Consider the following 12,355-nt stretch of genomic DNA (forward strand, 5'->3'; position numbering starts at 1 on the left):
GAACCTGAACTTCCGTCCTGTCACGGCATCCAGACAGACACCGTCCGAAATGTCGGAATGGGCAATTCAATGTGATTTCGACGGCACGATCAGTACCGTTGACGTAACTGATTCTCTGCTTAATCGCTTTGCCCGTGACGGCTACGAAGAATTGGAAGAAGCGTGGGTACGTGGTGAAATCGGCTCGCGTGTGTGTATGCAAAAACAAATCGCCTTGCTCGATATGAGCATGGACGACTTGCACGCGCATCTGGATCTGATTGAAATCGACCCAGCTTTCCCAGCCTTCGTACAAGCCGCATCGGCACGCGGACTGCCGCTGCAAATCGTCAGTGATGGCATGGACTATGTCATCACCTATGTATTAAAACGCCATGGCCTCGGCCATCTGCCGGTCCTGGCCAATCACTTGGTACAAACCGGACCACGTAGCTGGCAATTGCAATCACCACACGCCAGTGCAGCTTGCGGCCGTAACAGTGGCACCTGCAAATGCGCTCTACTGGAAACACAACGCGCCAAGCATCCGCGCGTACTTTTCATCGGCGATGGCACATCCGATTTCTGCGTATCTGGTCAAGCCGATTTCGTATTGGCCACCAGCCGCTTGCTCGAACATTGCCGCAAACACGATTACTCGCACGCCGCTTTCGCCGACTTTGATGAAGCTATTACTCTGCTGTCGCAGGTAGTCGCAAGAGAGGAAATGCAGGCATGACCGAACATGAATTTCTGTTCGAAGGTGGACGTACTGGTGTGCTGCTGATACACGGACTGACCGGCACACCAAATGAAATGCGCCTGCTCGGTAAAGGTCTGCATCGCGCTGGCCATACCGTGTATGGCATGCAACTAGCTGGCCATTGCGGTACTGCTGATGATTTAATTGCCACGAGCTGGCAGGATTGGTACGACAGCGTATGCGTTGCTGCCGATCATTTGCGCACACGCATGGGTGTGGATCGCATCTTCGTCATGGGTTTATCGATGGGTGCACTGCTGTCCTTGAAGCTCGCTGCCGATCAGCCAGAAAAAGTAGCTGGCGTAGGCGCATTGGCCACCATGTTCCAACATGATGGCTGGAGCATGCCGCGTTACACGCGCCTTAGTTTTCTGCTGCGTATTTTCAAAGCATTGCGCATAGGCCGTAATAGCAGCTTTACCGAACAACCACCGTATGGCATCAAGGATGCTGCCCTGCGCAAACGTATCGTGGCGCAGATGAATTCCGGCGATAGTGCGGAAGCCGGCTTGCCTGGCAATCCATGGTGGTCGGTAGCGGAACTGTATGGTTTAGCTGCGGAAGTACGCCGTCAACTGCCTGCAATCACCGCTCCCTGCCTGCTGGTTCACGCCACCGAGGACGATGTCGCGAGTTTGCAAAAGAACGCCCTACTGGTACAGAACAGCGTCCAAGGTCCAGTACAAACACTGTGGCTACAAGACAGCTATCACATGATTACCATCGACCGCGAACGTCGTTTAGTGATCGAAAAGGCCTGCGACTTCATCGCACAGACCTTGGGCGTGAACTCCTCGACAAACAAGCACGTCAACTCCACGTCATCCCATCTGGCCGCAGCATGATAGGTGAAACACTGCCGTGGCTGGCAATAGTCCTATGGGCAGCCAATGTAATAGTGGATAGTGCCGGCCAACTCGCATTCAAAGCGGCTGCCATCAATGATGCAGATGCAGAAGGTTTGGCACGCTGGTATCGGATGGCGCAGCAACCGTGGTTGTGGTTGGGCATAGGCTGCTACGTACTGGAATTCGTACTGTGGTTGGCTTTTCTGTCGCTGGTACCACTATCGCAAGGCGTGCTGATGGGATCGATCAATATCGTCGCCATTATGCTGGCTGGTCGCTGGCTGTTCCGTGAAAAGCTCACACGCTTACGCGTGATCGGTATTCTGCTGGTGTCCTTGGGCGTCGCGATTGTGGGATTGCCAGCATGAAGAAAAGTTTCTACATCATCGGCTTCATGGCCTTGCTCGCCTTCGACACCTTGGCGCAGCTAAGCTTCAAATACGCAGCCATTCACGCGCTACCATTGCAAGCCAATACAGAGTGGCTATTACGGGTATTCAGCATGCCGTGGATCTATGGTGCCTTTATCGGTTACATAGGCGCATTTTTTAGCTGGATGACGCTGCTGAAACACGCGCCTATCGGTCCGGCTTTTGCAGCCTCGCATCTGGAAATTCTCTCCGTCATGTTGCTGTCAGTCTGGCTATTTGACGAAAAAATCGGATGGCCGCAGATACTCGCTGCTATTCTGATCGTTGCCGGTGTCATCTGCCTCGCCTTCAGTGAAAACGAACTCCATCCCGAAGCCGCCAGCGGTGAGGAACATGCAGTTCGCTGAAAGTAAAAATAGCAGGTACGAGGTACCGCCGACCGCCGGCCTACCCTTGTACCTAAGCGATCTGCGGCCTGGCAGCGCCGATCTGGCAGCCGCCATCGCACAGTTCCTGAACGTAGAATATGCGCAACTGGAAAGCTCAGGCACTGCTGCACTGGTCATTGCTTTGCATGCACTGCACGACCTCGCGCCAACACGTCATGTCGTCATTGTCCCCGCCTACACTTGCCCACTAGTTGCATTGGCCGTCGCACAATGCGGCTTGAACTTACGCATTTGCGATCTACTGCCTGACAGCCTGAGCATGGACCCGATCATGTTGGCAAGCCTGTGCGATAAAAACACACTCGCCATCCTGCCCACGCATTTATGCGGAAGAATCAGCGTAGTCGCGCCCATACAAGCATGCGCACGCGCCTGTGGTGCATGGGTGATAGAAGATGCCGCGCAAGCACTGGGGGCGCATGTGAATGGCCACAGTGTTGGCACCGATAGTGACATCACCATTTTCAGTATGGCGGTCGGTAAGGGTTTAACTATCTACGAAGGCGGCATTCTGATCGCACGTGATGCGACAGCGCGCGCTGCCTGTGCCAAGGCCAGTGCACGTCTTGCGCCAGTGCGTCCTCTGGTCGAATGCCAGCGTTCAATGGAGCTGGCGGCCTATGCAGCGCTGTATCGTCCTTCACTGTTGCCACTGGCCTATGGCAAACCATTACGTCGTGCGCTACAAGTCAACGATTGGCTGGATGCCGCAGGCGATCGCTTCCCTGCTCGTACCGTATTGCATCGTCCTGGCAAATGGCGGCAGGCCGTGGGCGTACGTGCGCTAAAAAGATTAGCCGCATTTCAAACAAGCATCCGTGAACAAGCATTACGTCGTCTCCCGCAATTGCGTGCCATCGAGGGAGTCATGCCGTTTGAAGATGAAGAAGGCAGCGGCACATGGCCGGTGCTCAGCTTGCTCATGCCGGATCGCGCGCGTCGCGATGCGGTATTGCAGGCTTTATGGGGAATGGGATGCGGTGTGAGCCTGCCTTTTGTGCATGCTCTACCCGACTACACGAATTTGAATGAAGTAATACCGGCAGCCGCGCAAGAACAACATGCTTTGCCAAATGCACGCATGCTGGCTACACGCGTACTAACGATCAGCAATAGCCCATGGTTGGATGACGCAACATTTGCATCTATCTGCAGCACGCTGGCCCGTATCTGCAAACAAGCATAATTAATCCGTGCTCATCGCCTGCTGCAAACGCGTCACCAAACGCTGATTCAAAGCTTGTTGATCAAGCTGCCAAGCTTGTAGCGTAGCAGGAGGAATCGCCAAAGTTTGTTCATCACCCGCACTCAACCAACGCTTCCACGCACTGGCATGACGATATTCTGAAACGTCACCAGTGATATCGCTGGCGATCATTTGACCATCGAGCGTAGCGATCATGCGCATCAACTGCTCTTCCAGCAATTGCCCTTGATCCCAGTTGGTACGTACCACGTCCGGACTGAACGCATCTTTGTCGATGGATAGATACGTATCTTCTTTGTTCTCAGCCAGCATTGCACACACTGCATCTGTCAGCGTTGCTGCATTATCGAAGTTGTGAAAAGCACGGTTCAACCGCAAGAAACGCGACCAACTCGTATCTACACCAACGCTCCAATAACTGAGCTTGCCTGCCAGCAGCGGCGTCAGATAATTTTCCCACGCATGACCACTACCGATATCGGATGAAGTAATTCCAACTACATGCACATGACTGACTTGCGGCAGCATCGCCACACGTCGTACCCACGAGCCGCAATGCACACCAAACAGATAACGCATATTGTCTGGATGATTGTCGATCACCACCAAGCGTAGCGGACGTTGCCGCTTTTCTGCCAAGCGTTTTACCAAAGGCAAGCTGAGATGATGGAAATCGCCACTGCCCATCAACACAGGCCCATATTCCGCTGGCAACTGCGTATCCAAATAACGATCAAATGCATCCAATACGCTACGACGGCAACCAAAGCGCAAACGCTCCTGCCAATCCTGTAGCGGCACATGCAATGCGCCATCCGGCACACCGGTAGAACCATCGAGGTCCAGCACTATCGGCTGTTTATGCATGATGCTGCTCGCTCCATTGTCTATCGCTTTCAAAGCTGCCTACGAACCGTCGCGCCAATGCACGCAACACTCGATTACGCACATACACCGCATGCCGCGTATAGGTGAAAGACGCACCCAAGTCAGCCTTGACCTGCGGATCGGTCCAACCCGCTACGTAGTGCGTCAGCCCACGCTCCAAGGCGTACTCAAGATTCACGAACCAGCTAATGAAATACAAATTATTCTCGCGCGCTTGCGGATAACGCAAACCGATATATTTATCGATCAAGCGTCCATCGTGCTCAAAGCAAAGGTTGTAGCCTATCAGCTCGCCTGCGTGTCTATATTCGAAACTGATGCCGCCATTATTGCCATCGCGCAGCATAGCCGCAAAGAAATCGCGCGTGAGTAAATCAAAGTGTATTTCACTCTGCTTATACACATCCAGATACAAGGCGTAATAGATATCGACGACAGCATTGTCGTCAAAAAGTGGATTGCCTGTATGTACGCGATCTATCTGCAAACCATCACGCTTGCGTAATTTTCGGCGCAGGTTCTTGCGACGGCTGTTGGAGAGTCGTTCAAGATAAGCATCGATATTATCGAAATCGATCGTCACATAAGCCAGTGCCTGTCCCTCGACCAACACGAATCCCTGCTCCGCACACGCGAGCGAAAATTGTTCTGCACGTGTATTGGCATGCGCATCAAGTAAAGGAGATTGTTGCGGAATGTCTTTTACGATGACGAGACGATAATCGCGCCCCGGCACACGGCGCAAGCTGTCAGCGAAGCTCGCAGGCTCGGTATCCGGCAGCAAGGTGTATTCAGTGACGGTAGTACCGACAAACGCGGTACGCACGCGTAACCACGGCAGCCAGCGGCTGGCCCAAGGTAAGGCATGCACACGTCGCCGCAACGCATCGTCCGCTGTCGTCAATAAATCAAAAGACGCGACGAAGCCAAGTGTGCCGTGCAACAGTGAAAGAGGCGCAAACCCTTGCGGAGGATGCGCCTCAAACAGTGTGACCAGCGCATCCGGCTCGAGCTGATTCAGGCGTGTCGCCGACACGCCATCCTGCACATCAGGCACGCTTGGCGCGTGTCAGCAGTTGATCCAGCAAGACCATCGCTTCATCGATCTCGTCACGACTGATCATCAACGACGGTGCGAAGGTGATCACGTTTTTGTAGTAACCACCTACGTCCAGCACCAAGCCACGTTTCTGACCTTTGTACTCGAGTGTACCTTCCAGACCCATGTCGACCATCTTGTCGAGCAAGGCACGGTTAGGTGTAAAGCCGTCGTCCGTGCAAATCTCTGCGCGCAAAGCCAGACCCAAACCATCGACATCGCCGATTTCCTTGTGACGTTTTTGCAGATCACGCAAACCTTCGAGGAAGTACGCGCCGCTATCGCAGACTTGTTTTCCAAAGTCCACTTCGTGCGTCATCTTCAACACTTCCAGACCGATGGCAGTGCCCAGCGGATTGGATGCGAAAGTCGAGTGTGTCGAACCTGGAGGGAAGATCGTAGGATTGATCAACTCTTCGCGCGCCCACAGACCGCTCAGTGCATTCAAACCATTCGTCAACGCTTTGGCAAAAACCAATACGTCAGGTTGCACGCCAAAGTTTTCGATCGACCAGAGCTTACCGGTACGCCAGAAGCCCATCTGGATTTCATCGACCACCAGCAGCACGCCGTGATCGTCCAATACCTTCTTCATACCTTTGAAGTAGTTCGGTGGTGGGATAACGTAACCACCCGTGCCTTGAATCGGCTCAATGTAGAAAGCAGCGTATTCGCATTGATTAGCCTTTGGATCCCACACTGCGTGATATTCGTTTTCGAACTTGCGCGCAAATTCCTTGACCAGCGACTCACCGTATTCTTCAGCCGTCATGCCTTTAGGACGACGGAATGGATAAGGGAAAGGCAGGAAATGCGCACGGTCGCCGAAATGACCGTAGCGACGACGATAGCGGTAGCTGGAAGTAATGCTCGATGCGCCCAAGGTACGGCCGTGATAACCACCTTCGAAAGCGAACATCAGGCTCTTGCCATTGCTGGCATTACGCACAATTTTCAATGAGTCTTCAATCGCCTGCGCGCCACCGACGTTGAAATGTACGCGACCTTCACGGCCCCATTTTTTTTCTGCATCCTGAGCGATCCATTTTGCCAATTCAATCTTGGTTGGATGCAAGTACTGGCTGGCAATCTGTGGCAACACGTCGAGCTGCTTCTTCATCGCATCTTCAAGACGCTTGTTCTTGTAACCGAAGTTAACGGCCGAATACCACATCTGTAAATCAAGGTAACGCGTATCCTCAGCGTCGATCATATAGCTGCCTTCGCAGCCGGCGAAAATCTTAGGCGGGTTAACGTAATGGACGGTATCGCCGAAGGAACAGTATTTCGCTTCGTCAGCCAACAGGTTTGCGCTCATGCATACTCCAGATTGTGCGTTGAAAAGTCATTGCTAGCCCTTAGGCGCAAAGACGACTGGCGTCATTCTGGAATGGCAATCTTTCGCAACTGTCGAGGAATTGTGTGGAATTTGTGGAGGGAAAAGCTGGAAGACCAGAACATCTCACAAACATCATGACGATGACAGAATTGAAAGCTCATAAACAGCCCGCTGATGACAAAACGAAAATGCAACAGCATCCCATTTTGCATAGGCAAGACTGCATAACAGCGTATGCGTCATGCAAATAACAGCGGAAGAATATGAAAGTGAAGCGGAAATGAAAAAAGGAGCTATAAGCTCCTTTTTTAACACCTGATGTCTGCAAATTATTGCAGTTAAATCTGGAGCGGGAGAAGAGTCTCGAACTCTCGACCTCAACCTTGGCAAGGTTGCGCTCTACCAACTGAGCTACTCCCGCATGTACTTCTTACTACATCAAACCGTTTTGAATGATCATGTCGCACATCATTCAATAAAAAAGGAAGCTTGTTCAGCTCCCCTTTAAAATATTTGGAGCGGGAGAAGAGTCTCGAACTCTCGACCTCAACCTTGGCAAGGTTGCGCTCTACCAACTGAGCTACTCCCGCATCGACAGGTGCACATTATAGAGGAATGACTTTGCTTGTCAAGCACTCCACACAGCAAAACTTACAATAAATGCCCTGCACTTTCTTTAATCAGTGGCCATGCCTTGCGTAAATAATAAAACATTGACCACACCGTCAATACTGCTGCGACCCACAACAGAATATCGCCCCAGAATTTAAGGTTGATGCCCCAAATAGTGTCGTAATAAAGCAGCATCGGAATCGCTACCATTTGTGCAATCGTCTTGATCTTGCCGAGTGAACTAACAGCAACCGATTTCGATGCACCGATCTGCGCCATCCATTCGCGCAAAGCGGAAATCGTAATCTCGCGACCGATAATGATGAAGGCGATCACCGCATTCACCCGCTCAAGCTCGATCAACACAAGCAAGGCACCAGCGACCATCAGTTTGTCAGCTACCGGATCAAGGAAGGCACCGAAGGCAGAAGTCTGATTCCAGCGGCGTGCGAGAAAACCGTCTATCCAGTCTGTCAGCGCCGCGACGATGAAAATCAGCGTGGCCGCAAGACCCTGCGTTTTATTGAAGGAACCCAGCCATGCATCCGGGATATACAACACGCCGACCATCAATGGAATCAGCGCGACTCGTAGCCATGTAAGAAGAATAGGAATATTGAAGGGCATATCAAACTTTACGTTTCCATGAAGGGCGCAGGACAAGCATTGCCTGCGCACCCGTAATCTAATGCAATTGCTTGTAAATGTCTTCTGCCAATTGCCGAGAAATGCCTTCCACCGACGATAAATCCTCGATACTGGCATCCACCACACCACGCAAGCCACCAAAACGTGCCAATAGCTTCTGTCTACGCTTGGCACCTATACCTTCAATTTCCTCCAAACGCGAGGTCTGGCGTGCCTTGGCACGCTTGGCACGCATGCCGGTAATGGCAAAACGATGCGCTTCATCGCGTATCTGTGCAATCAGCATCAAAGCGCCCGATTCCTTGCCCAGTTCCTGCGCGGCACGACCATCGACGAAAACTAATGTTTCCAAGCCAACTTTACGGCCCTCGCCTTTAGATACGCCAACGATCAGACTGATATCCAGTCCAAGTTCGACAAATACCTGACGCGCTACTTCAACCTGCCCTTTGCCACCGTCGATCAAAACGACATCCGGCATCACGCCATCGCCATTGGCAACCTTCTCATAGCGACGCAACAAGACCTGACGCATCGCAGCGTAATCATCGCCCGGCGTGATGTCGTTGATATTGTAGCGACGGTATTCGCCATTCTGCATAGCATGATGATGGAACACGACGCACGATGCCTGCGTTGCTTCACCTTGTGTATGACTGATGTCGAAACACTCCACACGAAATGCTTCGATATCGGCTACGTCTATGCCCAAAGCATCAACCAGCATGCGAGTACGTGTTTGTTGCGAACCTTGCTCCGACAAAAGACGCGCGAGCGAAATTTCTGCGCCCTTGTGCGCCATCTCCAGCCACTGACGACGCTGCCCTTGTGGCTGGAACACCAGATTGATGCGATGACCGCATTGCTCCATCAACGCCAGCATCAATTCAGGCTCATCAAATTCCGTATTCAAAATCAGCGTGCTCGGAATGAATTTATCGATGTAATGCTGCGCAAGGAAAGCCTTCATCACTTCAGCCGCGATCGACTCTTCTGCATTCGTCAGCGCATTATCGACATGTGTTGGGAAGTAGGCGCGATCACCCAGATGCCTGCCGCCGCGCACCATCGCCAGGTTGACGCAGGCGCGACCACCCTGCACGATCACCGCGATGATGTCGATATCGGCATCGCCACCGGTTTCCATGCTTTGCTGATGTAGTACGCGCGACAAGGCATTGATCTGATTGCGTACAACTGCGGCTTGCTCGAACTTCAACTCTTCCGCATAGGCCAGCATTTTCGCCTGCAATACTTCCAACACTTCGCTCTGGCGACCACGCAAAAATTTGGCTGCATTCTCTACATCCAGCGCGTAGTCTTCCTTGCTAATGTAATTGACGCAAGGTCCGCTGCAACGATGAATCTGATGCAACAAACAAGGTCGCGTACGATTGGCAAAAACTGAATCTTCACAGGTACGCAGCAGGAAGACCTTTTGCAAAATCTGCATCGATTCCTTCACTGCCCAGCCGCTGGGGAAAGGACCGAAATACTGATTCTTCTTATCCACCGCGCCGCGGTAGTAAGCCATACGCGGGAATTCTTGCCCGGTAATTTTCAGGTAAGGATACGACTTGTCATCGCGAAACAAAATGTTGTATCGCGGCTGCAAAGTCTTGATCAGATTGTTTTCAAGCAGCAGCGCTTCTGCTTCGCTACGCGTAACCGTAGTCTCCAGGCGCGCGATGCGCTCTACCATCATCGCAGTGCGCGGGCTGGCCAGATTCTTCAGAAAGTAACTGGAGACGCGCTTCTTCAGATCACGTGCCTTGCCAACGTACAAGAGCTTGTCATCGGCATCGAAATAGCGATACACGCCAGGCAAATGCGGCAACTTCGCAACCGTTTCCAGCACGATTGCACGCGGATCTGGAGGCTCTATTTCAGACATTACACGCTCATCTAAATGTCAGGTTCAAGCAGCAGCGAGAGCTTGCGCAGCTTTCTTCGCAGCGATATAACGTGCGTCCTTCTGCAAGGCATCCCATGTCAATGCAGGTGATTGCGGCGTCAATGCGGCGATACGCGCAGCGGATTCTTGCATCGCCTTGTTATCTTTGACCTTCAAGTCATTCAATAACTGATCCGCCTTGTCTGGCGAATTGCAAATCAGCACCATGTCGCAACCTGCATTCAATGCAGCATGCGCACCATCAATCACCGTACCTGCAACGCTGGCGCCTTCCATGCTCAGATCGTCACTGAAGATCAAACCTTCAAAACCAAAATCCTTGCGCAACATGGTCAGCCACTTACGCGAAAAACCTGCAGGATGCTTATCCACTTTAGGATAAATCACATGCGCAGGCATCACACCGGCAAGACTTAAACCGAGCCAGTCATACGGCGCAGCATCTTCTGCCAGTATTTGCTCCAGCTCGCGCTCATCGACTGGAATCTCCAGATGCGAATCCGCTTTGACAAAACCGTGCCCTGGGAAGTGCTTGCCACAGTTCAACATACCCGCCAGCATCAAGCCATGATTCAAGCTCTTGGCCAGCATCGTCACAACGCGTGCGTCGCGATGGAAAGCACGATCGCCGATCACACCCGATTCGCCGTAATCCAAATCGAGTACAGGTGTGAATGACAAATCAACGCCACAGGCACGCAATTCTGCTGCGAGCACGTAACCAACATCGGTCGCTGCTTTAGTCGCAGCCAACACATCTTTATCCCACAAGGCACCTAACTTGCGCATTGCTGGCAGATGCGTAAAACCATCTGTCTTAAAACGTTGTACACGTCCGCCCTCATGATCAACTGCGATTACTATGCCTGGTCGTGCAGCATGGATGGCAGCCGTCAAAGCTGTCAATTGCGCGCGATCTGTGTAATTGCGCGCGAACAGAATCACACCACCGGTCAGTGGATGTTGGATGCGACGAATATCCTCTGCACTTAAAGTTGTACCCACTACGTCCAACATGACCGGGCCAAATTTTTCTGCCGAATTTGAAGCTGCTGAATTTAAAACTACTGCGCTCATTTTTTCTCCACAATTACAAAAGCGACCGCATACTCGACTTCATCCGTAATCGAAACCTGTGCGGTCAGTCCGTTTTCCTGCATGAATTCTTCCAGCTTGCCGCTAGTGACAACGATAGGTTTGCCACTAGGCGCATTCAATATCTGCGCAGCACGCCATGTCATCGGCATGTGTATGCCCAAACCTATCGCTTTGGAAAATGCTTCCTTCGCCGCAAAGCGCGTCGCTAGAAAACGCAAGCCGCGCGCCTCTACCTTGGCTTTGCGTCTATGGTATTTTTCCAGCTCTTCCTTGCCCAATATACGTTCGGCAAAACGATCACCATGCCGGCCCAGCGCCGCAGCTATGCGATCTATCTTGATAATATCGGTGCCTACGCCGTATATCATTTCTTCATTCCAGCCAGACGCGCAGCGATCATGATCGCCTTCATTTCGCGCACGGCATTTTGCCAACCGACAAATACGGCGTGCGCAACGATGGCATGGCCGATATTGAGTTCAGCGATATCCGGGATCGCGGCAATCGCCTGCACGTTGGTGTAATGCAAACCGTGACCGGCATTGACTTTTAAACCGCGCGCCATGCCTTCTGCTACACCACGCTGAACGCGCTGTAATTCAGCTTGCTGTTGCGTAGCATCGTGTGCGTCGGCATAACGTCCTGTATGCAATTCAATCACTGGTGCACCGGCTTCAGCTGCAGCTTGAATTTGCGCAGCATCGGCATCGATGAACAAACTTACGCGTATACCTTCAGCCTGTAATTGTTTGACCGCTGCGGAGACCACGTCAAAGTATTTAACGACATCCAGCCCACCTTCGGTCGTCACTTCTTCACGACGCTCAGGCACCAGACAAACATCTTGTGGCTTGATGCGGCAGGCGAAATCGACCATCTCGTTCGTCACCGCAGATTCCAGATTCATGCGCGTCAACAACTTCGGGCGTATCAACTCAACGTCAGCATCCTTGATGTGACGACGGTCTTCGCGCAAATGCAGCGTGATCGCATCAGCACCAGCCTCTTCTGCCAACAAGGCAGCTTGCAGCGGATCGGGATACACAGTACCGCGCGCATTACGCAAGGTCGCGACGTGATCGATGTTGATACCGAGGTCGATGATGGTTGAACTAGGTTGAAGAAAGCTCATGAATGTT

13 protein-coding genes and 2 tRNA genes are annotated in these 12,355 nt (G+C 52.2%); 5 read left to right on the forward strand and 10 right to left on the reverse strand.

The annotated features are described in order from the left end of the window. Positions 1 to 49 precede the first annotated feature (49 nt). Genes BQ6873_RS05035 through BQ6873_RS05055 form a run of 5 tightly spaced genes read left to right on the forward strand, consistent with a single transcriptional unit; the run spans position 50 to position 3,596 of the window. The gene (locus BQ6873_RS05035) at positions 50 to 718 is read left to right on the forward strand and encodes an MtnX-like HAD-IB family phosphatase (protein WP_076593948.1); all 669 of its coding nucleotides are present in this window, start codon (positions 50 to 52) and stop codon (positions 716 to 718) included. Continuing rightward, positions 715 to 1,587: an alpha/beta hydrolase gene (locus tag BQ6873_RS05040; protein WP_076591673.1), complete on the forward strand. Its 873-nt coding sequence runs from the start codon at positions 715 to 717 to the stop codon at positions 1,585 to 1,587. Before BQ6873_RS05035 ends, BQ6873_RS05040 begins: the two co-directional genes overlap by 4 nt. Continuing rightward, entirely contained in the window at positions 1,584 to 1,958 is a 375-nt protein-coding gene (locus tag BQ6873_RS05045; protein WP_157889122.1) for an EamA family transporter, read from the forward strand. Before BQ6873_RS05040 ends, BQ6873_RS05045 begins: the two co-directional genes overlap by 4 nt. After that, complete coding sequence (locus BQ6873_RS05050; protein WP_076591674.1) at positions 1,955 to 2,368, forward strand: DMT family transporter; 414 nt, start codon at positions 1,955 to 1,957, stop codon at positions 2,366 to 2,368. Before BQ6873_RS05045 ends, BQ6873_RS05050 begins: the two co-directional genes overlap by 4 nt. Then, a complete protein-coding gene (locus tag BQ6873_RS05055; protein ID WP_076591675.1) occupies positions 2,355 to 3,596 on the forward strand; it encodes a DegT/DnrJ/EryC1/StrS family aminotransferase in 1,242 nt (413 codons plus the stop codon). Before BQ6873_RS05050 ends, BQ6873_RS05055 begins: the two co-directional genes overlap by 14 nt. On the opposite strand, the gene BQ6873_RS05060 is transcribed toward BQ6873_RS05055, so the two are convergent. The 10 genes from BQ6873_RS05060 to pdxJ form a co-directional block, all read right to left on the reverse strand. Continuing rightward, positions 3,597 to 4,484, reverse strand: a complete 888-nt coding sequence (locus BQ6873_RS05060; protein ID WP_076591676.1) for an arginase family protein — start codon at positions 4,482 to 4,484, stop codon at positions 3,597 to 3,599. After that, positions 4,477 to 5,541, reverse strand: a complete 1,065-nt coding sequence (locus tag BQ6873_RS05065) for a GNAT family N-acetyltransferase (protein ID WP_076593950.1) — start codon at positions 5,539 to 5,541, stop codon at positions 4,477 to 4,479. The genes BQ6873_RS05060 and BQ6873_RS05065 overlap by 8 nt, the downstream gene beginning before the upstream one ends. A 13-nt stretch (positions 5,542 to 5,554) precedes the next feature. Continuing rightward, on the reverse strand, positions 5,555 to 6,922 hold the full coding sequence (locus BQ6873_RS05070; RefSeq protein WP_076591677.1) for an aspartate aminotransferase family protein: 1,368 nt from the start codon (positions 6,920 to 6,922) through the stop codon (positions 5,555 to 5,557). Between the two features lie 366 nt (positions 6,923 to 7,288). Further along, positions 7,289 to 7,364: transfer RNA gene (locus tag BQ6873_RS05075), tRNA-Gly, on the reverse strand. 93 nt (positions 7,365 to 7,457) lie between these two features. Further along, positions 7,458 to 7,533 (reverse strand) — tRNA-Gly (locus BQ6873_RS05080). A gap of 61 nt (positions 7,534 to 7,594) precedes the next feature. Further along, complete coding sequence (gene pgsA / locus BQ6873_RS05085) at positions 7,595 to 8,182, reverse strand: CDP-diacylglycerol--glycerol-3-phosphate 3-phosphatidyltransferase (RefSeq protein WP_076591678.1); 588 nt, start codon at positions 8,180 to 8,182, stop codon at positions 7,595 to 7,597. 58 nt (positions 8,183 to 8,240) lie between these two features. Continuing rightward, a complete protein-coding gene (gene uvrC, locus BQ6873_RS05090; RefSeq protein WP_076591679.1) occupies positions 8,241 to 10,097 on the reverse strand; it encodes an excinuclease ABC subunit UvrC in 1,857 nt (618 codons plus the stop codon). A gap of 24 nt (positions 10,098 to 10,121) precedes the next feature. Next, complete coding sequence (nagZ, locus tag BQ6873_RS05095; RefSeq protein ID WP_076591680.1) at positions 10,122 to 11,195, reverse strand: beta-N-acetylhexosaminidase; 1,074 nt, start codon at positions 11,193 to 11,195, stop codon at positions 10,122 to 10,124. Then, entirely contained in the window at positions 11,192 to 11,584 is a 393-nt protein-coding gene (gene acpS, locus BQ6873_RS05100) for a holo-ACP synthase (protein WP_076591681.1), read from the reverse strand. The genes nagZ and acpS overlap by 4 nt, the downstream gene beginning before the upstream one ends. Continuing rightward, positions 11,581 to 12,348, reverse strand: coding sequence for a pyridoxine 5'-phosphate synthase (gene pdxJ, locus BQ6873_RS05105; protein ID WP_076591682.1), 768 nt, complete (start codon positions 12,346 to 12,348; stop codon positions 11,581 to 11,583). The genes acpS and pdxJ overlap by 4 nt, the downstream gene beginning before the upstream one ends. Positions 12,349 to 12,355 lie beyond the last annotated feature (7 nt).

The sequence above is a fragment of the Herminiimonas arsenitoxidans genome, assembly GCF_900130075.1.
GTDB lineage: Bacteria > Pseudomonadota > Gammaproteobacteria > Burkholderiales > Burkholderiaceae_D > Oxalicibacterium > Oxalicibacterium arsenitoxidans.

Excerpts from the sequence above, each read along its gene's own strand:
- BQ6873_RS05035 (WP_076593948.1), top strand. The coding sequence starts at position 50 with ATGTCGGAATGGGCAATTCAATGTGATTTCGACGGCACGATCAGTACC.
- BQ6873_RS05040 (WP_076591673.1), top strand. The coding sequence starts at position 715 with ATGACCGAACATGAATTTCTGTTCGAAGGTGGACGTACTGGTGTGCTG.
- BQ6873_RS05045 (WP_157889122.1), top strand. The coding sequence starts at position 1,584 with ATGATAGGTGAAACACTGCCGTGGCTGGCAATAGTCCTATGGGCAGCC.
- BQ6873_RS05050 (WP_076591674.1), top strand. The coding sequence starts at position 1,955 with ATGAAGAAAAGTTTCTACATCATCGGCTTCATGGCCTTGCTCGCCTTC.
- BQ6873_RS05055 (WP_076591675.1), top strand. The coding sequence starts at position 2,355 with ATGCAGTTCGCTGAAAGTAAAAATAGCAGGTACGAGGTACCGCCGACC.
- BQ6873_RS05060 (WP_076591676.1), bottom strand. The coding sequence starts at position 4,484 with ATGCATAAACAGCCGATAGTGCTGGACCTCGATGGTTCTACCGGTGTG.
- BQ6873_RS05070 (WP_076591677.1), bottom strand. The coding sequence starts at position 6,922 with ATGAGCGCAAACCTGTTGGCTGACGAAGCGAAATACTGTTCCTTCGGC.
- pgsA (WP_076591678.1), bottom strand. The coding sequence starts at position 8,182 with ATGCCCTTCAATATTCCTATTCTTCTTACATGGCTACGAGTCGCGCTG.
- uvrC (WP_076591679.1), bottom strand. The coding sequence starts at position 10,097 with ATGTCTGAAATAGAGCCTCCAGATCCGCGTGCAATCGTGCTGGAAACG.
- nagZ (WP_076591680.1), bottom strand. The coding sequence starts at position 11,195 with ATGAGCGCAGTAGTTTTAAATTCAGCAGCTTCAAATTCGGCAGAAAAA.
- acpS (WP_076591681.1), bottom strand. The coding sequence starts at position 11,584 with ATGATATACGGCGTAGGCACCGATATTATCAAGATAGATCGCATAGCT.
- pdxJ (WP_076591682.1), bottom strand. The coding sequence starts at position 12,348 with ATGAGCTTTCTTCAACCTAGTTCAACCATCATCGACCTCGGTATCAAC.